Consider the following 22,868-nt stretch of genomic DNA (forward strand, 5'->3'; position numbering starts at 1 on the left):
CTGGCGTACGGCTTATCGACGTCGGTGTGCCGACGGTTTTCGTGGATTTGTCGATAAGCCCAGCTCACAGGGCGTTCTCAGCGATAACGATTCCGAGTCGGATCGGTTATCGGATGACATGACTGGGGAGGGCGGTGTGCCGTCTCCCTAGGATGCCGGGCATAGCTCATGGGGCTTCTGATTCTGCTGGTGGGACCGTTCCCCCACGTCAACGGGTCCTGCTCGAAGGGGAATTCTGTGTTTTCTTCGTTCTCTGCGTCGTCCGCGCGCAGGCGGGGGGCCGCGCGCCTCGCCGCCGCGACGTTGGTGTCGGGGCTCGTCGCGGCCGGGGCGATGGCCACCGCCGGCGCGGCCGTCGCCGACGAGACTCCGCAGAGCCAGGGCGGTGCGACCGCGACGATCGTCGGCTTGAAGACGTACGGCGACGCCGTGATCCACGACGCGGACGGGGACCTGGAGGTCTCCGCGGGACTCTTCGAGATGTCCGTCGACAACGGCGGCATGCTCCAGACCTACTGCGTCGACGTGCACAACCCGACGCAGAAGGACGCCAAGTACCAGGAGACCCCCTGGAGCGGCACCTCACTCAACGGCAACGCGGACGCGGGCAAGATCCGCTGGATCCTGCAGAACTCCTACCCGCAGGTCAACGATCTCGCTGCGTTGGCGCACAAGGCGGGTACGAGCGGCCTCACCGAGCAGGACGCGGCGGCCGGCACCCAGGTCGCCATCTGGCGGTACTCGGACGGCGCCGACGTGGACGCCGTGAGCCCGCGGGCGGAGAAGCTCGCGGACTACCTGCACCGGAGCGCGCACAACCTCGCGGAGCCCAAGGCCTCGCTCACCCTCGACTCGCCCGCCGTCTCCGGCCACGCGGGCGGGAAGCTCGGCCCGGTGACGGTGCACACGAACGCGGACACGGTGACGGTGTCCCCGCCCGCTGACGCGACCGCGGCCGGAATGAAGATCGTCGACCAGCACGGCAAGCGGGTCACCTCGGCCACGGACGGCAGCCGGCTCTACTTCGAGGTGCCGCAGCACACGGCGGACGGTTCCGCAGCGCTGACCGTTCAGGCGTCGACGACCGTGCCCGTCGGCCGTGCCCTCGCCTCCGAGACCCGGAGCCAGACCCAGATACTCGCGGGTTCCAGCGAGTCCACGGTCTCCGCGACGGCGACCGCGACCTGGGCGCAGAAGGGGGCGATACCCGCGCTGTCCGCCCGCAAGAACTGCGCCAAGTCCGGCGTGGACATCACGGCGGCCAACGAGGGGGACGAGCCGTTCACCTTCGAGCTGATGGGAGTGGAGCACACCGTCGAGGCGGGGGTGACACAGACGGTGACGATCCCGCTCCAGGAGGACCAGGCGTACGACTTCACGATCGAGGGCCCGAACGGCTTCGAGAAGCGCTTCACCGGCGTGCTCGACTGCGAGACCGAAAGCGGCGCGGGCGGCGACGCGGCACAGACGCTCAGTGAGCCGAGCCCGGCCACGGCGGGCGGCGGCACCTCCACCGGCGGCACCGACCTCGCCGCGACCGGCGGCTCGGGCGCCACCCCGATGATCGCGGGCACCGCCCTCGCGCTGCTCGTCATCGGCGGCACGGCGCTGCTGCTCATCCGGAAGAAGACCCCGACGCAGGACTGAGCGACACGGCACCTTGACACCTCCACAGCGAGCCACGGCCCCCGGCGGCTCCGCGCGACGCGAAGACCGGCGTCAGGTACGGCAACCGCCGCCCGCCCTGACGTGCAGGTCGCGGGCCCCCGATGAGACTGGTTTCCATCCAGGGGTGGCCGTCAGGCAAGATGGGGTGTATCTGCCCACTGCCGATTTCAAGCGTCCGGACGGTTTCTCTTGGCTGAGTTCATTTACACCATGCGCAAGGCGCGCAAGGCGCACGGCGACAAGGTGATTCTCGACGACGTCACCCTGAGCTTCCTGCCCGGAGCGAAGATCGGTGTGGTCGGCCCGAACGGCGCCGGTAAGTCCACCGTTCTGAAGATCATGGCCGGTCTCGAGCAGCCGTCGAACGGTGACGCGTTCCTGTCGCCCGGCTACTCGGTCGGCATGCTCCTGCAGGAGCCGCCCCTGGACGAGTCGAAGACGGTCCTGGAGAACGTGCAGGACGGCGCGGCCGAGATCATGGGCAAGCTCAGGCGCTTCAACGAGGTCGCCGAGCTGATGGCGACCGACTACTCGGACGCGCTCATGGAGGAGATGGGCAAGCTCCAGGACGACCTGGACCACGCCAACGCGTGGGACCTGGACACCCAGCTGGAGCAGGCCATGGACGCCCTGGGCTGCCCGCCCGGCGACTGGCCGGTCACCAACCTCTCCGGTGGTGAGCGCCGCCGCGTCGCGCTCTGCAAGCTCCTCCTCGAAGCCCCGGACCTGCTGCTGCTCGACGAGCCCACCAACCACCTGGACGCCGAGTCCGTGCAGTGGCTGGAGCAGCACCTCGCGAAGTACCCCGGCACCGTCGTCGCCGTCACCCACGACCGGTACTTCCTGGACAACGTGGCCGAGTGGATCCTCGAGCTGGACCGCGGTCGCGCCCACCCCTACGAGGGCAACTACTCCACGTACCTCGACAAGAAGGCCTCCCGCCTCAAGGTCGAGGGCCAGAAGGACGCCAAGCGCGCCAAGCGGCTCAAGGAAGAGCTCGAGTGGGTGCGGTCCAACGCCAAGGGCCGGCAGGCCAAGTCCAAGGCGCGTCTGTCCCGCTACGAGGAGATGGCCGCCGAGGCGGACAAGATGCGGAAGCTGGACTTCGAGGAGATCCAGATCCCGCCGGGCCCGCGCCTGGGCAGCATCGTGGTCGAGGTCAACAACCTCAGCAAGGCCTTCGGTGACAAGGTCCTCATCGACGACCTCTCCTTCACCCTGCCGCGCAACGGCATCGTGGGCGTCATCGGCCCGAACGGCGCCGGCAAGACCACGCTGTTCAAGATGATCCAGGGTCTGGAGACCCCGGACTCCGGCACGATCAAGGTCGGCGACACGGTCAAGATCTCGTACGTCGACCAGAGCCGCGCGAACATCGACCCGAAGAAGTCGCTGTGGGCCGTCGTCTCCGACGAGCTGGACTACATCAACGTCGGCCAGGTCGAGATGCCCTCGCGCGCCTACGTCTCCGCCTTCGGCTTCAAGGGCCCGGACCAGCAGAAGCCGGCCGGCGTCCTGTCCGGCGGTGAGCGCAACCGGCTGAACCTGGCGCTGACCCTCAAGCAGGGCGGCAACCTGCTGCTCCTCGACGAACCGACCAACGACCTCGACGTGGAGACGCTCTCCTCCCTGGAGAACGCGCTGCTGGAGTTCCCGGGTGCGGCCGTGGTCGTCTCCCACGACCGGTGGTTCCTGGACCGGGTGGCGACGCACATCCTCGCTTACGAGGGTGACTCGAAGTGGTTCTGGTTCGAGGGCAACTTCGATTCGTACGAGAAGAACAAGGTCGAGCGGCTCGGCCCGGACGCCGCGCGTCCGCACCGCGCCACCTACAAGAAGCTGACCCGGGGCTGATCTTGCGGCACATCTACCGCTGCCCGCTGCGCTGGGCGGACATGGACGCGTACGGCCACGTGAACAATGTGGTCTTCCTCCGCTACCTGGAGGAAGCCCGTATCGACTTCCTGTTCCGCCCGGACAAGGATTTCCAGCAGGGGTCCGTGGTGGCGCGCCATGAGATCGACTACAAGCGCCAGCTGGTCCACCGGCACGCGCCGGTGGACATCGAGCTCTGGGTGACGCAGATAAGGGCGGCGTCGTTCACGCTCGCCTACGAGGTCAAGGACCCGGACCAGGTGTACGTCCGGGCCCAGACGGTGATCGTGCCGTTCGACTTCGAGGCGCAGCGCCCGCGCCGGATCACGGCGGAGGAGCGGGAGTTCCTGCTGGAGTACCAGGACGACCGGGCCGAGGCCGTCGCCGCATGACGGACCTGCAGCTGGCCGACGAGGGGGAGGCGGCGGACCTCGCCGCCTTCCTGGCCAGGCTGATCCACTACGACCGTGCCGCCGCCGTGCGCCTCCAGGCGTCCGGCACGACGCTGGCGGTGTTCGGACGGCCGCCGTCGTTCGAGGTCCTCGCCGTGCGTGCGGCGCGTCTCGTCAAGCCGTACGAGAGCGGACTGGACGTCACGCTGGACGTGACGGTCTCCGCCGGTGAACTGCTCGAGTCGCTCGACGAAGCGGCTGCCGCCGTCACCGTGCCGGCTGCCGTCACCGGGCCGCCGTGGGCCGGGTTGCTTCCGCCCCGCGGCGGATGGCGACGGGAGCCCGGGCTTCCCCCACTGGACGCGGTCCGGGCGGCCGTCGGCACGGCGGTGTCCGAATTCCGGTCCCGTACGCAGGAGTTGGCGGCCGATCAGCGTACGCGGGCCGAGCTCGACCGGATCGGCCGGGAGATCTGGTCCCGGCCCGTCGGCGACAGCGCCCTTCCAATGCGGGCCGCGCATGCCGCCCAGGCGCTCGGGTTCCTGCGTCCCGCGCGTACGACCGCGTCGGACGAGGAGTCGCCGGCCCTGTACTCGTCGGGGGCCTGGCTGCGGCTGCGCACGCCCTACGGCTCGATAGCCGTACGCAGGGCCACTGGACTCGGGGCGCTGGACGTCAGCGTCCGCTGAACGTCCCGCCCGTCCGCACCGGTCCCGTCCCGCCCGTGCCGGACCGGTCCCGTGCCGGACGGGTCGCGGGAAGCCGGCCGTGAGGTCAGCCCGCGGTGAGGCCAGCCCGCCGTGAGGCCGGCCCGCCGTGAGGCCAGCCGGCCGTGAGGTCAGCCCGCGGTGTTCACCATCGACGCGGCCGCGTACGTCAGGTACTTCCACAGGGTGTGCTCGTGCTCCTCGGAGAGGCCGAGCTCCTCGACGGCGACGCGCATGTGCCGCAGCCACGCGTCGTGCGCGGCCTGATCGACGGCGAAGGGGGCGTGGCGCATCCGCAGCCGGGGGTGGCCGCGGTCGTCGCTGTACGTCGTCGGCCCGCCCCAGTACTGGATGAGGAAGAGAGTGAGGCGGTCCTCGGCCGGTCCCAGGTCCTCCTCGGGGTACATGGGCCGCAGCAGGGGGTCCTCGGCGACGCCCTGGTAGAAACGGTGCACGAGGCGGCGGAAGGTCTCCTCGCCGCCGACCTGCTCGTAGAAGGTCTGCTCCTGAAGCGTGCCGCGCCGGATCTCATTCACCCGTCCATCGTCTCAGACGCGCCGACCGAGGACTCAGGCCCTAGGACCACCCGCCTTCGCCGGGTACGCCGGGGAGCACGGCGAGCGCGCCGAGGAGGCGCGTGGTGCCGAGTGCGGACGGGATGGCTCCGGTACTCGCGTCGCGGGCACTCCGGCAGCACAGTGGAGGTATGGGTGCGCACGCTCTCGACCCCGGCCTCGACGACCTCGCCACGTCCGCGCGGGCGGCGCTGGTGCGCGAGATCGACGCGAGCGGGGCCTGGGGCGGCGACCCGCTGTGGCGGGAGGCGTTCGAGACGGTCCCGCGTCACCTCTTCGTGCCGTACTACTACGTCGGCGTCCTGGGCGGCTACGAGCGGATGTGGGGAGAGGATCCCGACCCGCGCCGCCGCGAGCGCTGGCTGCGCGGCGCGTACGCCGACGCCCCGCTGGCGACGCGGGTGCGGGACGGGGAGCTGCTGTCCTCCAGCAGCCAGCCCTCACTGATGGCGAAGATGCTGACCGAGCTGGCGGTAAGCGACGGGGACGCCGTCCTGGAGATCGGCGCCGGCACCGGCTACAACGCGGCCCTGCTCGCGCACCGGCTCGGCGACGGGCTCGTCACCACCGTCGATCTCGATCCGGAGATCACGGGCTCGGCACGGCGGCACCTCGCCGTCGCCGGTCACCACCCGGCCGTCGTCACCGGTGACGGAGCACGGGGAGTCCCGGAGCGCGCGCCCTTCGACCGGATCATCGCGACCTGCACGCTGACCTCGGTCCCGCGGGCCTGGCTGCCTCAGTGCCGCCCCGGGGCCCGGATCCTCGCCCCGCTGGCCACCGGTCTGATCGCCCTGCGCGTGCGCGACGCCGGGCACGCCGAGGGGCGCTTCCTGCACACGCCCGCCTTCTTCGTGCCGCTGCGCGGGGAGACCCCGCCCGAGCCTGAGTTCCCCGAACTGGGCGGGCTGCCGCGCCGGGCCACCACCGACGACCTGTTCCGGTTCCTGCTGACCCTGACGGCGGGCCGTGTCGACCCGCACGAGGCGTACGCCGTGTGGGAGCGCGAGGAGGCGCCGTCGCGGGAGCGGTACGGCGTGACGGTCAGCGGCGCGGACGCCTGGGCCTGGCTGGACGACCCCGAGGGGCCGTACACCTGGCCGTTGGCGTGAGCGCAGCCGCCGTACGCGGACCGGGCCGGTGAGCGCCGGGTGGCACGCCCCCCGGCCCGGGAGAGGCCTCAGCCCCGGCGGACGGTGATCGTCGTCCAGGCGCCCACGTGGACCCGGTCGCCGTCCTGGAGCGGGACGGGCACGAAGGGCTGGATGGGCTCCTCGCCGCCGTTGACCGTCGTGCCGTTCGTGGAGTTCTGGTCGACGACCGCCCAGCTGCCGTCCGGCTGCTGGACCAGGACCGCGTGCTGGTGCGAGACGCCCGGGTCCTCCGGCGGCACCGACAGGTCGATGTCGGGGGTGTCGCCGGTCGAGTGGCGGCGGCGGCCGATGGTGAGCTGGTTGCCGGTGAGCGGGCGCTGCTGCTCGGGCGAGTACGCGGGCAGGTTCAGCCCCGCGGCCTCGGGACCGGAGCGCTGCATCATCGCCATGAAGTACGCACGGTCGGGACCGATGGTCGCGGTCCAGGTCTGCGGCTGCTGCTGGTAGTCGGCGCCCGGGGCGGGCGGGGCCTGGGTCGCGCCGGGCTGCGGGAAGCCGTAACCGCCCTGTCCGTGACCCGGTCCGTGGCCCGGTCCCTGGCCGGGGCTGCCCGGTCCGCCGGGGCCGCCCTGGCCGCCGGGGCCGGTGGACGGCGGGGGAAGCACCCAGTCGTCGTCGCCCCCGAAGGCCGGACCGCCCGGCTGCGGGGCCTGCGGCTGCTGCCGTTCGCCGGGGAAGGCCGGCGGCGCGGCCGGACTCTGCTGCTGGAAGGCCTGCGGAGCACCGGGACCACCGGACTGCGGCGGAACCGGCCGCGAGGGATCACCGGGGAAGCCCGAAGGGCCGGGGTGTGAAGGATCGCTCGGGAAACCGGACGGACCGGGGCGCGAGGCCTCGCCGGGGAAGCCCGACGCGCCGGGTCGCGAGGCTTCGCCGGGGAAGCCGGACGGGCCCGCCGGGTTGCCGCCGAAGCCGGAGGGACCGGAGGGTTCCTGGCCGTACGGCGGGATGGGCTCGGCGGGCCGGTTCATCTGCGAGGGCCGCGAGCCCTGGTAGTCGTACGGGTCACCGCCGACGCCGTAGGACGGGCCGGGCTGCTGCTGGAAGCGCTGCCCCGGGCCGGGGCCGCCCGCAGCCCCCGGGCCGGGCGCCGGCGGACGCGGCGCGGCCGGGGTGTACGAGGTGGCGGTGTTGGTCAGGAAGTTCCACCGGCACTCCTCGCAGAACGGCGCGCCGCCCTCGCGGGGCGTGCGGCACTGCGGGCAGAGCTGCGGCTCGCGGTCGGGGGCGCCGGAGAAGGGCCGGCCGCCACCGGGCTGACCACCCGCACCGGGCGGCGGGGGTGAGCCGGGCGGCGGATAGCCGTAACCGGCAGGGGGCGGCGGCGGGGGCGGGGGCACGGCACCGGCCATGCGGTGACCGCAGACCTCGCACCAGTCGTCGGAACCCGACTGGTGTCCGTTCGGGCAGGTCGGCATGTCGGCGCTTCCCCCTCTCCTTTTCCGGCCGGTCCGGCCGGGTTTCTCCGGTCCCCTGGAGGGGCCGGGCTCGCTACTTCGGGCTCGCTACTTCTTCACACGAACAGTCTTGGTGGACCGGGTCTCGAGGGTCATCTCGTCCGCCTCTTCGACCCGTGCCTTCAATCGCACAGTACCTGCAGCCGCGTCGACCACGTCCACCACCTTCGCAAGCAGTTTCGCAGTATCGGCGTTGCCGGACGCACTCGCGAGCTGGACCGCGCGGCCCAGCTTGGCCGTCGCGCCGTCGACATCTCCCGCTTTGCGGGCATCCAGGCCCTGTTGGATGACCTGTGCCAGTTCCGCCTGACCTGTGTAGTGCGCGACCTGGGGGTTGATCGACGTGGACGCCACCATGTCCTCGGTCCACACGGCCCGTACGAGCCCCTGCGCGCCGAGATTGTGCACGCTTCCGTCGCTCTGCGGGACGACCAGGGAGACCCGTGCGGCCAGCATCTCCTGGCCGAGACCGGCCGAGGGGACCTCCACGCACACGTGGTAGTCGCGGGACTCGTCGCCCCAGGACCCGGTGGGGTAGTCGCCTGCGCGCGGGCCCGCCTCGCTGCGACGGCCGGTCAACTCCTCGACCGTGGGCGCCACTTGTTTGACGAACTTGATCTCCGTGCCGACGGGTGTCCACAACCGGAGGGCGACGTCCGCGACCTCCTTGCCCATGGCCGTCTCCATCATCTGCGTGAAGTCGGCGGCCAGGGCGGCCGGGTCGGCGACGATGTCGGCGGTGCCGAGCAGCGCCGAGGCGATCCCGGTGACCTCCTTGACCTCCCAGTCCGTACCGACCCCGCGCGCGTCACAGGTGAACCGGCCGGTGCAGGATTCCAGGGCGGCCTTCAGGTCCTTCGGCGTCTCGTGCTCGTTGCGGCCGTCGGTGAGCAGGATTCCGTGCCGGATCGAGACGCCCGCCGAGGACAGCAGACGGTCGGCGAGGCGCAGCCAGGTGCCGATCGCCGTGCCGCCGCCTGCGCTGAGCCTGCGCAGTGCCTGTTTGGCCTGCTCACGGGTCTGGGCGCTCGCCACCGCGAGCCGCCCGTCGGCCGGGTAGACCTCCTGGGCGACATGTGTGCCGGAGATCACCGTGAAGTGCACGCCGTCGCGCACCGCGTCGATCGCGGCGGCCGTGGCCTCGCGGGCGCCGCGCATCTTGGCCGGCGGGTAGTCCATCGAGCCCGAGCAGTCGACCATGATCGCCACGGCGGCGTCGGGTGCCTGCCCGGCCGCGTACAGATGCGGGGCGGTGATCGCGCTGCCGACGGTGCCGCCGCCGGTCGCGCTCACCGTGACGATCGCGTTGACCTCGCGGCCGCCCTCCGGCAGGTACTCGTTCTGGTAGACGTCCACCGAGAACTGCGGCGCGTGCGACTTCGAGAAATTGGCCATGCCTTCTCTGCTCCCCCCAGCCTCCCGCGCCGCGCGGTTTCCCACGGCGGGCGGAAGGACGACGATGTGCGGACCGGTCCCCTCCGGTCCGAGGCCCGTTCCCGTGCTGCGGCCTCAGGCCGATCCTGCCCCCTGGGAGGGTGCGGGGAACGGCATGACGGCCACTGTTACGTTGTCGTGGCCCCCGCCGTCCAGGGCGTGGCCGACCAGGACCTGGGCGCTGTGCAGGGGCCGGTCGGCCGCGTCGTGGGGGACGACGTCGGCCATGTGTTCGGCCGCCTCCGCGTAGTTCCACAGCCCGTCGGTGCACACCACCACCACGCCGGGCCGGTCGGGCTTGAAGGACGCGACGTGCGGCTCCAGTTCGTAGGCGTCCGCGCCGAGCCAGCCCGTGATCGCGTGGGCGCGCTCGTCGGCGTAGGCCTCCGCCTCGTTTATCAGGCCGGCCGCGACCATCTGCGCGGCCCACGAGTCGTCCTCGGTGAGCCGGGCGGGGGGCGCACTCCGGTCGGCCGGCACCCAGTAGGCGCGGCTGTCGCCGACCCAGCCGACGGTCAGCAGGCTGGTGGTGACGACGGCGCCGACCAGGGTGCAGGCGGGCGCGTTCTGGTGGGGGGTCTGCTCGCGGGCCGGAGCGGGCTCCTCGGCCAGGGCGTTGACGGCGTTCGAGGCGGCGACGATGGCCTCGTGCATCGCCTGCTGCGGGTGGGTGCCGAGCGGCAGCGACTCGAGCAGCGCCTCACCCGCGGCGCGGGACGCGGCCAGCGACGCCTCGTCTGGGCGGGTCGCCGAGGATACGCCGTCGCAGACGATCGCGACGACGGCGGGCGAACCGTCCGGCAGCGCGGTCGAGGAGAGCGTGAACGCGTCCTCGTTGCGGTGGTGGCGCAGCCCCCGGTCGCTGACCGCGGCGACGGCGGCGAGTTCCTGCTCCATGTGGTCCCGCTCGCGCGGCTGGGCGTGCCCGCAGTTCTCGCAGTAGCCGTCGCGGTCGACGTGGCCCGCGCGGCAGGCCACGCATAGCTTGGTGCCGGCGGGCGGCGTCGCGAGGTCCGCGGTACGGGGATCGGCGGGTGCCGACCCGGGAGGAGCGAGGGGGTACTCGTCCGGCTCCGCGGGCCGGTCGAACCGCACCCCGGCGGACTCGCCCCCGGCGTCCGGCACTTCGGCCCCCCGGCCGGGCGCGGACCCGGCGCCGGCGGGTGACTGGGGGTCCGGGAGTTCGGAGCCGGCCGAGTCCGTGCCCGGGATGTCCGAGGGCAGATGGACCGGGGCGGGCGTGCCGGAGCTGCCCCGCTCGGGGGCGACGGGCCAGTCCACGGACGGGACCTCCGAAGGGGGGCGGGGCGCATCGCCGTTCATGGTGATCGTGGGGGTGTCCTGCGGCGGTGCGGGCACCGCCGACAGGTCGAACCCGCACGCTCCGCAGAAACGGTCACCCGGCTCCAGCGGTTCCTCGCAACTGGGGCACCTCGAAAGAGCCGTCGGCTGGGGCATCTGGGACATCAATCACACCCACGTCCGGGGGCGGTAACGGTTGGCACGTTCCACCAGGTCGATCCTCTCCTCGCCGCCCTGCGCGAGCCTGGCAAGCATCCGGTACGAACGCTCCAGACCGAAGCGGAGGCCTCGCTCGTCCAGCTCGCTGCCCAGCAGCGCACGTCCGCCCGCGGCCGGTGCGGAACCCTGGCTACCGGAGAGTACCCAGTCCAGCGCGCATCCCAGGACCTCTGTGGACAACTGCTCGCGTCGCACGGCGTCGAGGCCGTATCCGTCCAGGGCCTCCACCTGCCCGGCGGCCGCGATCAGGTCGTCCAGGAAGCGTGGCGCGGCGGTCTCCTCGGCCGTCCGGTGCCGCAGTCGCGCCCGTACGGCCGCGACGCGCGCCGCCGTGTAGTGGATCGACGACTCCGGCACCGACTCCAGCGTCCGCACCGCGCCGCGCCGGTCGCCCGCCGCCAGCTGCACCCGGGCCAGCGCGAAGGCCGCACTCACATAGCTCGGGTCGGTCGTCCACACCAGGCGGTAGTACTCGGCCGCGTTGTCCAGCTGGCCGAGCACCTCCGCGCACACGCCGAGCGCCAGCTTGGGAGCGGGCTCCCCGGGGAACGCGTCGTAGACCGCGTCGAAGGACAGCGCCGCGCCCTCGTGGTCGCCGGTGACCAGCGCGGCCACGCCCCGGTACCAGACCACCCGCCAGTCGTCGGGCCGCTGCTCCTCCAGCTTCCGCAGGACGTCGAGCGCCGTGTACGAGTCGCCGTTCTCCAGCCAGGCCCGGATCTGCCGCAGCTTCGTCTCGACCGACTCGCCGGGCGCCGCCGCGAGCGCCGTGACCAGCTCCGCGGGCGCGGACGCCATCAAGCCGGCCAGGAAACCGGCGTTCGGGTCGCCCGGATCGACGTGCGGGACGGGCAGGGCGAGCGCGGTGGCGGCCGTGTCCAGTGGCCTGACCAGGGCGGCCCCGGGAGGCGGGGGGAGCGGCGGCGCGCCGTTCGTCCCGGCCGCCGGGCGGGGTGCGCCCTTCCTGCCGCGTACGGGCACGGCGCGCGCGCCGAGCCGGGACACGTCACCGTGCGGCCCGCCGAACAGCTCCGTGTCCGTGACCTTGACCTCGGGGCCGAACAGGGTCGACAGGGAAGGCCGCGGACGGCCGGTCTGCAGGGCCACGACCTCGCGCAGGACGCCGGTCAGCTGCTCCGACATCTCCTCCGCGGAGGCGAACCTGCGGGCCGGATCGGGGTCGGTGGCCCGCACCAGCAGCCGGTAGAACGACTCGTACTGCCGGAAGACCTCGATGGTGTCCGGGTCGGGCAGCGAGTCCACGAAGACGTTCGTGTAGCCCTGGAAGTCGAAACTGAGCACCGCGAGGGTGCGTGCGACGGTGTACAGGTCGGAGGCGACGGAGGGGCCGACGTCGGCGACCTCGGGTGCCTGGTAGCCGACGGTGCCGTAGATGGCCGACTCGTCGTCGTCCATCCTGCGCACCGCGCCCATGTCGATCAGCTTGAGCTGGTCCTCGGTCTGGATCGCGTTGTCGACCTTGAAGTCGCAGTACAGGAGGTTGCGGCTGTGCAAGTGCCCGAGGGCCTCCAGCGCCTCGATGCCGTACGCGCACGCCTGCTCCACGGGCAGCGGATCCCGCTTGCCGCCCGCCGTGCGACGGCCGTTGGCGATCTCCTTCAGCGACTTGCCACCCACGTACTCCATGACGATGTAGCCGTCGAGGGAGCCGCTGCGCTGGTCCAGGTGTTCGACGAAGTTGTAGATGCGCACGATGTTGGCGTGCTCGATCTCGGCGAGGAAGCGGCGTTCGGAGATCGCGGCCGCCATCGCGTCCTGGTCACCCGTGTCGAGCAGGCCCTTGAGGACCACCCAGCGGTCGGAGACCGCGCGGTCGACGGCCAGGTAGACCCAGCCGAGACCGCCGTGCGCCAGACAGCCCACGACCTCGTACTGGCCGTGCACGATGTCGCCCGTGTGCAGCTTCGGCACGAACGAGTACGGGTGGCCGCACTTCGTGCAGAAGCCCTCCGTGCGCCCCGGCCGGTCCCCGCGCGAACGCCCCACCGGTGCCCCGCAGTCGGAGCGCGAGCAGAACCGCTTGCGTTCGGGGACCTCCGGGTTCTCCAGCACCATCTCGCGCGGGTCGGGCCGCGGCACCCCCGGGACCTGCACCAGGCCGGCGCCGAGCCGGCCGCGGCTTGAGGCCCCCGTCGTGGCACCGGAACTGCGCACGGACACCGACCGCGACGCCGAACCGTCCGACAGCGACCGCGACAGACGGCCCGAGACGGAACGCCGGGACTGCGAGGACCGCGACGACGTCCGCGAGCTGGCGCGCGCACTGCCGCGCGTGCTGCTGCCGCGGGAACCGCGCCCGCCGGCGGTGATCCCGGTCGGCGGCGAACCGACCGTGCCGTCGTGCGGGACCACGGGCGCCAGACCGCACGTGTCGCAGTACAGCTCCCCGCCGCCCATGTCCTCGTACGAGCCCGGGCAGCCGGGCCGCCGGCACGTCCGCCGCGCACTCTCGGGCTGTTCACTCACGCCGTCCCACCCCTGCCCCTCACGTGACCGGCCCCCTGCGGTCGGTCCGCTCGCCCGGCCCGTCCTGCTCGGGCAACCGCGGGCTGAGCAGGTCGGCCGCCGCCCGCTGGTAGCGCAGCACCGCCTCCTCCGCGACCCGCAGATCGCAGGGCGCGCTCCACAGCATGCGGCGCGCCGCGTCATAGCGCTCGACGAGGAACGGGTCCTCCGCGAAGCCGTGCCGGGCGACCTTCGCCTTGTACGCGTCGAGGCGGCCGCGCAGCTCGGCGCGCACCGCCAGTGGTGCGGTCACCGCCGTCAACGACTCCCGGGCGCGCTCCAGTTCGTCCTCCGCCTTCTGCTCCAGCGACTCCAGGAGCGGGGACAGGCGGTGCCACTGCGCGTGCCGCCGGTACTCGGCGGCCGTCGCGAGCTGCTCGTGCAGGGCGGTCGGCGGGCCGCTCACCGCGGGCACCTCGGACGCGGCGATCTTCGCCAGCACCTCACCGCGGGCGGAGCGGGCCTCGGCCAGGGTCCGGTCCGCGCGCGAGAGCACGTCCCGCAGCCGCACGAGCCGCGCCTCCGCGTCCTGCCGCACGGTGAGCACCGCGTCGATCTCCCGCCGCACGTCCTCCAGGGCCCGCGCCTCACGGTCGTACGCCGTCGTGTCCGGGCGGCCGCCGCCGGGCGCCGAACTGCCCCGTGCGGGCAGCCAGAAGGCGAGCGGGTCGGAGATCACGCGCTCCCGCATCGCCGTCAGCGTGCGGGTGATCCGCTCCAGGTCGTCGCCCGACGGATGCTCCCCGGGGCGTACGCCGACGGAGTGCGCGAGCCGGCGGGTGCGCTGGAGTTCCGCGGCCAGCAGGTCGATCCGGGCGGGCAGTGCCGACCAGACGGCGTCCGCCGCCACCACCATGTCGAGGGAGGCCGCGTACAGCTCGTTCATCCGCTCCACCAGCGCGGCCAGTGAGAACCGCTCGCTGAGCTTGCCCGATCCGGCGAGCGTGGGCGCGTTGGCCGTGGCCGTGGCACTCCCGGCGACGGTGACGCTCTCGCCGCGCAGCAGCTCTGTCAGCTCGGCCAGGTCCTCGCGGCTCGACCAGCGTCTGCGCGCGCGGATGCCGCGGGCGGCACGCAGCGCGTCCGCGTACGCGTCGAAGTACGCCCAGAGCAGGGTGATCGACGCCTCGGTGGCCGTCCAGCGCTCCTTGGTCGAGCCGGTGAGCTCGGCGCCTTCGAGGAGTCTGCGGCCCGCGTGGTCCTGCAGGGCGAGGAGCGAGGTCTCGATGGCCTCGTGCTCCGCGCCGAGCCGCGCCAGCGCACGGTCCACCTCGTCCCGGTCCAGCACCGGCCCGGGGGGCCCCGTGACGCCCATCGATCACCTCTCGCTCTCGGTAGTTGCCTGGAGTCGGTCGCGGCCCGTCACCTGTAGTGGGCCACCGGGGGTTTCGACGACGGCGACCTGTCGGGCAGGGTGGCGGCCAGCCAGGTGTCGTACGACGCCTGCCAGCCGCTCTTGCGGTAGTCCTCGATGACCTCGTTGACCCGGCGCACGAGATCCTCGGCGTCCTTGTTCATCGCCACACCGTAGTACTCGGTGGTGAAGGTGCCGCCCTTGAGTTCGACCGTCGGGTCCTGCGCGGCCTGGCTCGCGGCCAGCGCGCCGTCGGTCACCACGGCGTCGACCTCGCCGAGCTGGAGCCGCACCAGGCAGTCGAGTTGGTTGGGGACGACCGTGGAGAGGTCGGCGGACGAGACCAGCCTGCCCGACTTCCGGTCGGCCATCAGGGTGTCCCGCGCGGTCGAACTGTCGGCCGTGCAGATCCTCTTGCCGGCGAGGGTGTCGTCGTAGCCCTCGATGGCCGACTTCTTGGGGGCGAGCACCTGCTGACCGGTCACGAAGTAGGGCGCGGAGAAGGCCACTTGGTCCAGGCGGTCGCAGGAGATCGTCATGGTGCGGACCACCATGTCGACCCGTCCCTGCTGCACGGCGGGGATGCGCTCGTTGGTGGGGATGGCCTGGAAGCGGATCTTGTCCGGGCTGCCGAGGAGCGCCTGCGCCATCCGTCGCGCCAGGTCGATGTCGAAGCCCTCCAGCTCGACCTTCTGCTTGGTGCTGTTCGGGTCGCGGTAGCCCCAGCGGTAGCTGTTCTGGTCGACGCCGACCTTCAGATAGCCGCGCTCCTTGATGGCCCTGACGGTGGTGCCGCTCTCGTCACCGGAGGGGGAGGGGCTCAGGTCCTGGGGGTCCGTGCACTCCTCGGCCTTCAGCTGCCGGCCGTCCGCGACGCCCGGCCCACCGGTGCCCGTGCTGCCGTCCCCGTGTGCGTCGGCCAGCGGGAGCAGCAGCGCGAGGGCCGCGGTGAGGGCACAGGCGAGCGCCATCGCGCCCACTCCACCCCAGCCCCGCAGGCTCGCCCGCAGCCGTCGTAGCGTCATCGCCGCTCCTCCCCTCACCGGTACTCCGAAAGCCTGCGCCCGATGCCCAGGACCGCAGCCGCCGCGCCCAGCACCGCGAGGAGGGCCGCGCCGGCGGGCAGGCCGGTCATCGCACCCCGGCCGTCCCCCGCCGCCTGCCGGAACTCCCGCTCCTCGTGGCCGAGGGCCAGGTCCAGATTGTCGTCGACGCCGTCGAAGCATTCGGCGGTCGGCTTCTGCGCCGGGGTGCCGATGATCCTGTCCAGGGCGCCCCGGTAGTCGCCCGCGTCGTCGGCCTTGCGGGCCTGAAGGTGGCGGGACTTCCACACCTTCATGTTGCCGGTGGCGGCCGCGACGGGCTTCTGGCCCGCCGTGTCGTCCGCGAGGGAGTCCGCCTGGGCCAGCCCCTCGGTGAGGTCCCTCATCGCGGCCTGGAAGGCGACGTCGAACTTGTCCTTGGGCTCGCCGTCGACCTTGACGGTCTCCGCGCCGCGGCTCACCAGGGTGAGCGTCTCGTTGCCCCGGGCCTTGAGGGAGGCGATCTGGGCGTCGTGCAGCACGTTCAGCGAGCGGACACCGTGGTCGTACGAGGAGTCGAGTCCGGCGCGGGCGACGCTGTGCCCGACGACCAGCCAGAGCAGGACCACCGCGCAGGCGGCCGTGGCGGCGGCCAGGCCCTGGTTCAGGACCCGGTTCGTGTGCCGGTAGTGACGCCGCTGGGCCCCGACGAGCGCGCCGAGGACGAGGACGCCGAGTCCGATCGCGGCCCACGGGTACGGGGTCGCGGCGGCATAGTCGGAGCGCAGCCGCCGGTTCTCCGAGGTGTAGAGGTCCTCGGCGGCCGGGAGCATCTCCTCCTGCATCTTCTCGTTCGCGTACCGCAGGTAGGCGCCGCCGAGCGGGAAACCCTGGCGGTTGTTCGCCCGGGCCCGCTCGACCAGGCCCTTGTACTCCGGCAGGAGCTCGTTCAGCTTGGTGACCGTGTGCGCCGACGGGGAGCCCGGCTCGGAGTTGGCGGCGGCGGTGACCAGTTTCGCGGCGGCGGTCCTGATGTCGTCCTCGTAGCGCCGGCGGGTGTCGTCCGGCTCCTGACCGCCCGCCAGGAACCCGCTGGAGGCAGCCGTGTTGGCGTCGGCGAGCGAGCGGTAGATGTCCGCCGCGTCGGAGCTCAGCGGCTGGCTCTTGTGCAGGACGTCGTCGGCCGCGGCCGAACGCTCCGTCATCTGCCAGGCGGTGACGGAGCCGAACGCGACCACCAGCAGCGCCAGCAGGGCGCCGATGATCCGCAGCCGGCCGGGCTCGGTCGTCGCGCCCGCCCGCAGCCGGTCGACGCCCTCGGCCCACGCCGTACGCCGGGGCGGAGCGCCGTCGGGCAGCGGTCGCGCGGCCGGCCTCGGCGCCGGTACTCCGGCCTGCGCCGGCACCGCCGGCGGCACGCCCGGCCCGGCCGGCGCAGCCGGCGCCGCACCGCCCTGCTGCGGGTGTGTCACGTGACCTCCCCCATGGTCCTCCGTCGGCCACCCCGCCCCGCCGCACTGACGGGCGCGGACGGAGAGGCACGGGCGCAAGTATCGCCGCCGCGACGGACATCCGCACAGGCCTTGACTCGATCTTGTGCGGATCGCGGCCCACCTGTCCGGTTCCGGCGCAGCGCACGACTCCCCGCACCACCCCCTGCCCATGAATACGCGCGCAGGATCCGTTCGGTTCCCACCCGTGCCCAGGTGGCGCGCCCCGCGCGCGGGAGCACACGTCCCCGCGCGCGGGGCTCACTCCCCTTCGTAGAAGGCGCGCACGCGCGCGTGGGCCTCGTCGGGGGCCCGCACGTGATCGAGGCCGAGGAGGGCGGCGCCCAGCACGGGGGAGGCCGTGACCACCCTGGGGACCGCCTTGGGCGCGCGGTCGGCCAGCAGTTCGCCGATCCGGTCGTCCAGCTGGGGGTGCCGGGCGGCGAGGATGCCGCCGCCGAGCAGGACGGGCGCCTCCTCGTCCAGCAGGTCCAGGCGGGTCAGGGCCACCGTCGCCATGGCGACCACCTCGTCCGCGAGCCGGTCGACGAGCGCGCGGGCCACCGGGTCGCCGTCCGCCGCGGTGGCGAACAGCACCGGGGTCAGCTCGTGCCGCCGGGCGTTGCCGATGTGTTCCAGATGCAGAGCCTCGATCAGCGCGTACATGGAGCCGAGGCCGAAGTGGGCCGGGAGGGTGCGGGCGAGGGCCGTGGGCCCGCCCCGCCCGTCCTCGGCGCGCGCCGCGTGCCACAGGGCCTCCTCCGCCAGGCCCCAGCCGCCGCCCCAGTCGCCGGAGATCCGGCCGAGCGCCGGGAAGCGGGCGGTACGGCCGTCGGGCCGCATGCCCACGCAGTTGATCCCGGCACCGCACACCACGGCGACCCCGCGCGGTTCGGCGATCCCGGCCCGCAGGATCGCGAAGGTGTCGTTGCGTACCTCCACGCTCGCGCCCCATCCGCGCGCCCGGAGCGCCCCCGCCAGCTGCTCCTCCTCCACCGGCAGATCGGCGTTGGCGAGACAGGCGGAGACATGGGCGACGGAGGTGACGTCCGCCGTGGCGAACGCCCGGTGGACCGCGTCGGCGACGGCGTCCACGGCCGTCTCGACGCCCACCGCGGGAGGCCGGAACCCGCCGCCGCGCGCCGTGGCGAGGACCTTCCCGCCGGCCGTCACGACCGCGACGTCCGTCTTGCTGTTCCCCGCGTCGACGGCGAGGACGCTCGCGGTCATGCCCACGCGAGGTGCTCCCGGTTGTGCGCGATCAGCAGGTCGGTGAGGGCGTCGGCGGACGCGTACCGGCCGACCAGCGGGTGCGCGAGCAGCGCGCGGAACACCCGGTCGCGGCCACCGCGCAGGGCAGCATCGAGCGCCAGGTCCTCGTAGGCGCTCACGCCCGCCATCAGCCCCGCGTACAGCGGGTCCACGGCCGGCACCGGCAGCGGCGTCGGCCCCTTGGCGCCGACCGCCGCCTGCACCTCGATCACCGCGTCGTCCGGCAGGAAGGGCAGCGTGCCCCGGTTGTACGTGTTCACCACCTGGTACGGGCTGCCGCCCCCGCCGAGCAGCGCGGCCGCCAGGTCCACGGCCGCCTCCGAGTAGTACGCGCCGCCGCGCTTCGCCAGCAGCTCCGGCTTCTCGTCCAGCGACGGGTCGCCGTACATCCGGAGCAACTGCTTCTCCATCTCGGCGACTTCGGCGGCGCGGGACGGCTTGGTGCGCAGCTCGCGCACGACCTCGTCGTGCGCGTAGTAGTAGCGCAGGTAGTACGACGGGACGACACCGAGGCGGTCGACGAGGCCGCGCGGCAGGTGCAGGTCGCCGGCGATGGCGTCGCCGTGCTCGGTGAGCAGCCGCGGCAGGACGTTCTCGCCCTCCGGACCGCCGAGCCGCACGGCGGTCTCCCAGGTGAGGTGGTTCAGGCCCACGTGGTCCAGGTGCACGTCGGCGGGGGAGACCCCGAGCAGTCCGGCGAACTTCCGCTGGAAGCCGATCGCGACGTTGCACAGCCCGACCGTCCTGTGCCCCGCCTGGAGCAGGGCGCGGGTGACGATGCCGACCGGATTGGTGAAGTCGATGATCCAGGCGTCCGGATTCGTCCGGCGGACCCGCTCGGCGATGTCCAGCACCACCGGCACGGTGCGCAGCGCCTTGGCGAGGCCGCCCGCGCCCGTCGTCTCCTGGCCGACGCAGCCGCACTCCAGCGGCCACGTCTCGTCCTCGTTGCGGGCGGTCTGTCCGCCGACGCGCAGTTGCAGCAGCACGGCGTCCGCGCCCTCGACCCCCGCGTCCAGGTCGGACGTGGTGACGATCCTCCCGGGGTGCCCCAGCCTGGCGAAGATCCGCCGGGCGAGGCCGCCCACCAGTTCGAGGCGGTCGGCGGCCGGGTCGACGAGCACCAGTTCCTCCACGGGCAGGGTGTCCCGCAGCCGGGCGAAGCCGTCGATGAGTTCAGGGGTGTACGTGGAGCCCCCGCCCACTACTGCCAGTTTCATAGTCAGCCCTTCACTCCGGTCAGCGTGACACCCTCGACGAACGCCTTCTGCGCGAAGAAGAACACGAGGATCACGGGGGCCATGACCAGGACGGTCGCGGCCATGGTGAGATTCCAGTCGGTGTGGTGCGCGCCCTTGAACGACTCCAGGCCGTAACTCAGTGTCCAGGCACCGGGGTTCTCGGACGCGTAGATCTGCGGGCCGAAGTAGTCGTTCCAGGCGTAGAAGAACTGGAAGAGCGCGACGGCCGCGATGCCGGGCTTCGCCATCGGCAGGACGACCCTCAGCAGCGTCCTGAGGTCACCGCAGCCGTCGACCTTCGCCGCGTCGAGGTACTCGTTCGGGATGGTCGTCAGGAACTGGCGCAGCAGGAAGATGGAGAACGCGTCCCCGAACGCCATCGGGACGATCAGCGGCCACAGTGTGCCGGACAGGTCCAGCTGCTTCGCCCAGAACAGGTACATCGGGATGACGACGACCTGCGGCGGCAGCATCATCATCGAGATGACCAGCATCAGGGACAGATTCCGGCCCCGGAAGCGGAACTTGGCGAGCGCGTACGCCACCGGGACCGACGAGACGACGGTCAGGACGGTGCCGAGGCCGGCGTAGAGCAGCGTGTTCTTCCACCAGGTCAGGAAGCCGGGGGTGTCGAAGACCTTCCGGTAGTTGCCCCACTCCCAGGTGTGCGGGATCAGGTCCCGGCTGAGTGCCTGGGTGTCGCTCATCAGCGAGGTCAGGAAGACGAACACGAAGGGAAGGACGAAGAAGAGCGCCGCCGCCACGCCCAGCGCGTGCACGGCGACCCACTCCAGGAGGACCCGGCGGCGGGCGGTGCGTTCGGCGGGGGAGACGGGGCGGGGCCCCGACTCCACCGGCTTGTCGAGTACGTGGGTCATGGGTCAGTCACCTGCCTGGATGAGGCCGCCCCGGCGCCGCATCAGGAACGCGGTGAACACCATGGACAGGGCGAACAGCACGAGCGCGACCACACAGGCGGAGCCGTAGTCGAAGCGCTGGAAGCCGAGGTTGTAGACGAGCTGCGGCAGGGTGAGCGTCGACCTGTCCGGGTAGCCGGGCTCGAACTGTGTGCCCGCGCCCTGGATGACCCCGGACGCGACCTTCCCGGCGATCAGCGGCTGCGTGTAGTACTGCATGGTCTGGATCACGCCGGTGACCACGGCGAACATCACGATCGGCGAGATGTTCGGCAGGGTCACGTACCGGAACCGCTGCCACGCGGACGTGCCGTCCAGCTCCGCCGCCTCGTACTGCTCCCTCGGCACGTCGAGCAGCGCCGCCATGAAGATGACCATGAGGTCGCCGACGCCCCACAGGGCGAGCACGGTGAGGGCGGGCTTGGACCAGGAGGGGTCGTTGAACCAGCCCGGTGCCGGGATCCCGATGCCCTCCAGGATCGCGTTGACCGGTCCCGTGCCCGGGTTGAGCAGGAAGGCGAAGGCCATCGTGGCGGCGACGGGCGGGGCCAGATAGGGCAGGTAGAAGAGCGTGCGGAACACGCCCGTGCCGGTCCTGATCTTCGTGATCAGCAGCCCGACCCCGAGCCCGAACAGGACACGGAGGCTGACCATGACGACGACGAGGTACAGCGTGTTCTTCAACGCGGGCCACAACAAGGGGTAGTTCTGGAAGACGTAGACCCAGTTCTTCGTCCCGCTCCACGTCGGGGGCCTGAAGCCGTCGTAGTGCATGAAGGAGAAGTAGACCGTCGAGATCAGCGGATAGGCGAAGAAGACCGCGAAGCCGATGAGCCAGGGCGACATGAAGGCGGCCGTGCGCAGCGCCGCCCGGCGGCGCTTGGCGCGCAGTGTGTACGTGGCGCTCATGAGGATGTCACTTCGCCTGGGCGATGTCCGTGTCGATCTGCGCGGCGGTCTTCTTCAGGCCCGCCGCCAGATCCCTGGCCTTGCCGCTCTCGTAGTCGTAGCCGAACTGCTGGATCGACACGAGGTAGGTACCGCCGTTGACCGACGCCGGGGTCGTCGTCGAGTCGGGGTTCGAGGCGATGTCCAGGAACGTCTTGAAGCGCGGGTCGTACTTCAGCTTCGGCGACTTGAGGGCGGCCAGCGTGGACGGCACGTTGTGGATGGCGTTGGCGAAGCCGACCACCGCGTCCGTGTCCGTGGTCATGTACTTCAGCAGCTCCCAGGCCGCGTTCTGCTTCTTGCTGGTGGCAGCGATTCCCGCGACGGCGCCGGTGATGTAGCCCTTGCCGTACTGGTCGGCCTGGTCGTCGGGCACGGGCAGGGGGGCGACGCCGATCTCGAAGCCGGGCTTCGTCTTCTCGGCCATGCCGAGCCGCCACTCGCCGTCCAGCTGCATCGCGACCTGGCCGGTGTGGAAGGGGTGCTTGGGGCCCCATTCGTCACCGAGCCCGGACCGGTACTTCTCCAGCCTCCGATAGCCGCCGAGTCCGTCGACCAGCCGCTTCTGCAGGGTGAACGCTTCCTTGAACGCCGGGTCCTTGGCGATGTTGGACTTGCCGTTCCGGTCGAAGTACGTCGGCGAGAACTGCCCCAGATAGTGCTCGGTGGTCGACTCCCAGCCGTGGTAGTTCGGCATGAAGCCGAGCTGGGAGTACGAGTCCCCCTTGGTGACGGTGAGCTTCTTGGCGGCCTTCTCGAACTCGGACCAGGTCCTCGGCGGGCTCGTGAGGCCGGCCTTCTCGAACGCGGTCTTGTTGTAGTACAGCCCGTACGCGTCGCCGAGCATCGGCACCGTGCAGCGGTTGCCTTCGAACCGGGTGTACGCGTTCATCGCCTTCGGGAACGTCTTCTCCGGGTCGGGTCCCGCCTTCTCGAAGAACGGGTCGAGGTCGACGAAGGCGCCGGAGGAGCAGAACTTGCCCACGTTGTTCGTGGTGAAGGAGGAGACGACGTCGGGGGCCTTGTCGCCACCCGCGCGCAGCGCCTGGTTGGTCTTGTCGTCCGTCATGTTGCCGACGACGTTCACATGGATGTTGGGGTGTGCCTTCTCGAAGCCCGCGACCAGTGACTTCACGGCCTCGACCTCGGCGGGCGCACTCCAGGCGTGCCAGAAGTTGAGCGTCGTCTCCCGGGAGGCGTCGTCGCTCGCCCCCCCGTCGGACTGGCCGGTACACGCGGTGGTGAGGAGGGCCATCGAGGCGGAGACGGCCAGCGCGACGGCCGCTTTCCGGGATATTTCGGGCATGGCGGGGTC

The 22,868-nt window shown here is 72.0% G+C and carries 18 protein-coding genes; 5 read left to right on the forward strand and 13 right to left on the reverse strand.

Going from position 1 to position 22,868, the window contains the following annotated elements:
• Positions 1-237 precede the first annotated feature (237 nt).
• The 4 genes from AC0ZLC_RS09560 to AC0ZLC_RS09575 all read left to right on the forward strand — a co-directional run bounded on the left by AC0ZLC_RS09560 (position 238) and on the right by AC0ZLC_RS09575 (position 4,624).
• Positions 238-1,647 (forward strand): Cys-Gln thioester bond-forming surface protein, encoded by a 1,410-nt coding sequence (locus tag AC0ZLC_RS09560; RefSeq protein WP_476751458.1) that lies wholly within the window; start codon positions 238-240, stop codon positions 1,645-1,647.
• A gap of 210 nt (positions 1,648-1,857) precedes the next feature.
• Complete coding sequence (ettA, locus tag AC0ZLC_RS09565) at positions 1,858-3,522, forward strand: energy-dependent translational throttle protein EttA (protein WP_476751459.1); 1,665 nt, start codon at positions 1,858-1,860, stop codon at positions 3,520-3,522.
• A gap of 2 nt (positions 3,523-3,524) precedes the next feature.
• Positions 3,525-3,935 (forward strand): acyl-CoA thioesterase, encoded by a 411-nt coding sequence (locus tag AC0ZLC_RS09570; protein ID WP_355785300.1) that lies wholly within the window; start codon positions 3,525-3,527, stop codon positions 3,933-3,935.
• The gene (locus AC0ZLC_RS09575; RefSeq protein ID WP_476751460.1) at positions 3,932-4,624 is read left to right on the forward strand and encodes a DUF8010 domain-containing protein; all 693 of its coding nucleotides are present in this window, start codon (positions 3,932-3,934) and stop codon (positions 4,622-4,624) included. Before AC0ZLC_RS09570 ends, AC0ZLC_RS09575 begins: the two co-directional genes overlap by 4 nt.
• Positions 4,625-4,773: 149 nt before the next feature.
• Here the strand turns inward: AC0ZLC_RS09575 and AC0ZLC_RS09580 are convergent, their stop codons facing one another.
• The gene (locus tag AC0ZLC_RS09580) at positions 4,774-5,178 is read right to left on the reverse strand and encodes a globin (protein ID WP_476751461.1); all 405 of its coding nucleotides are present in this window, start codon (positions 5,176-5,178) and stop codon (positions 4,774-4,776) included.
• A 170-nt stretch (positions 5,179-5,348) separates the two neighbouring features.
• On the opposite strand from AC0ZLC_RS09580, the gene AC0ZLC_RS09585 reads away from it, so the two are divergent.
• Complete coding sequence (locus AC0ZLC_RS09585) at positions 5,349-6,329, forward strand: methyltransferase domain-containing protein (RefSeq protein WP_476751462.1); 981 nt, start codon at positions 5,349-5,351, stop codon at positions 6,327-6,329.
• 68 nt (positions 6,330-6,397) lie between these two features.
• Here the strand turns inward: AC0ZLC_RS09585 and AC0ZLC_RS09590 are convergent, their stop codons facing one another.
• The 12 genes from AC0ZLC_RS09590 to AC0ZLC_RS09645 form a co-directional block, all read right to left on the reverse strand.
• Positions 6,398-7,789, reverse strand: a complete 1,392-nt coding sequence (locus tag AC0ZLC_RS09590) for an FHA domain-containing protein (protein ID WP_476751463.1) — start codon at positions 7,787-7,789, stop codon at positions 6,398-6,400.
• An 87-nt stretch (positions 7,790-7,876) separates the two neighbouring features.
• Positions 7,877-9,223 (reverse strand): vWA domain-containing protein, encoded by a 1,347-nt coding sequence (locus AC0ZLC_RS09595; RefSeq protein WP_476751464.1) that lies wholly within the window; start codon positions 9,221-9,223, stop codon positions 7,877-7,879.
• A 114-nt stretch (positions 9,224-9,337) separates the two neighbouring features.
• Positions 9,338-10,732 (reverse strand): protein phosphatase 2C domain-containing protein, encoded by a 1,395-nt coding sequence (locus AC0ZLC_RS09600; RefSeq protein WP_476751465.1) that lies wholly within the window; start codon positions 10,730-10,732, stop codon positions 9,338-9,340.
• Positions 10,733-13,201 (reverse strand): serine/threonine-protein kinase, encoded by a 2,469-nt coding sequence (locus AC0ZLC_RS09605; protein WP_476751594.1) that lies wholly within the window; start codon positions 13,199-13,201, stop codon positions 10,733-10,735.
• An 88-nt stretch (positions 13,202-13,289) separates the two neighbouring features.
• The gene (locus AC0ZLC_RS09610; RefSeq protein WP_476751466.1) at positions 13,290-14,624 is read right to left on the reverse strand and encodes a hypothetical protein; all 1,335 of its coding nucleotides are present in this window, start codon (positions 14,622-14,624) and stop codon (positions 13,290-13,292) included.
• 47 nt (positions 14,625-14,671) lie between these two features.
• Positions 14,672-15,688 (reverse strand): glutamate ABC transporter substrate-binding protein, encoded by a 1,017-nt coding sequence (locus AC0ZLC_RS09615; protein WP_476751467.1) that lies wholly within the window; start codon positions 15,686-15,688, stop codon positions 14,672-14,674.
• A gap of 14 nt (positions 15,689-15,702) precedes the next feature.
• Positions 15,703-17,157 carry a hypothetical protein gene (locus AC0ZLC_RS09620; protein WP_476751468.1) on the reverse strand — a complete coding sequence of 485 codons (1,455 nt, stop codon included), beginning with the start codon at positions 17,155-17,157 and terminating at the stop codon, positions 15,703-15,705.
• A gap of 279 nt (positions 17,158-17,436) precedes the next feature.
• Positions 17,437-18,411: an N-acetylglucosamine kinase gene (locus AC0ZLC_RS09625; RefSeq protein ID WP_476751469.1), complete on the reverse strand. Its 975-nt coding sequence runs from the start codon at positions 18,409-18,411 to the stop codon at positions 17,437-17,439.
• Positions 18,402-19,667, reverse strand: coding sequence for a 6-phospho-beta-glucosidase (locus AC0ZLC_RS09630; protein WP_476751470.1), 1,266 nt, complete (start codon positions 19,665-19,667; stop codon positions 18,402-18,404). Before AC0ZLC_RS09630 ends, AC0ZLC_RS09625 begins: the two co-directional genes overlap by 10 nt.
• A 2-nt stretch (positions 19,668-19,669) precedes the next feature.
• Positions 19,670-20,566, reverse strand: coding sequence for a carbohydrate ABC transporter permease (locus AC0ZLC_RS09635; protein ID WP_476751471.1), 897 nt, complete (start codon positions 20,564-20,566; stop codon positions 19,670-19,672).
• 3 nt (positions 20,567-20,569) lie between these two features.
• Positions 20,570-21,514: a carbohydrate ABC transporter permease gene (locus AC0ZLC_RS09640; RefSeq protein WP_476751472.1), complete on the reverse strand. Its 945-nt coding sequence runs from the start codon at positions 21,512-21,514 to the stop codon at positions 20,570-20,572.
• A gap of 7 nt (positions 21,515-21,521) precedes the next feature.
• Positions 21,522-22,859 (reverse strand): ABC transporter substrate-binding protein, encoded by a 1,338-nt coding sequence (locus AC0ZLC_RS09645; RefSeq protein ID WP_476751473.1) that lies wholly within the window; start codon positions 22,857-22,859, stop codon positions 21,522-21,524.
• Between the last annotated feature and the right edge of the window lie 9 nt (positions 22,860-22,868).

Source organism: Streptomyces sp. GLSS-08, from assembly GCF_056387915.1.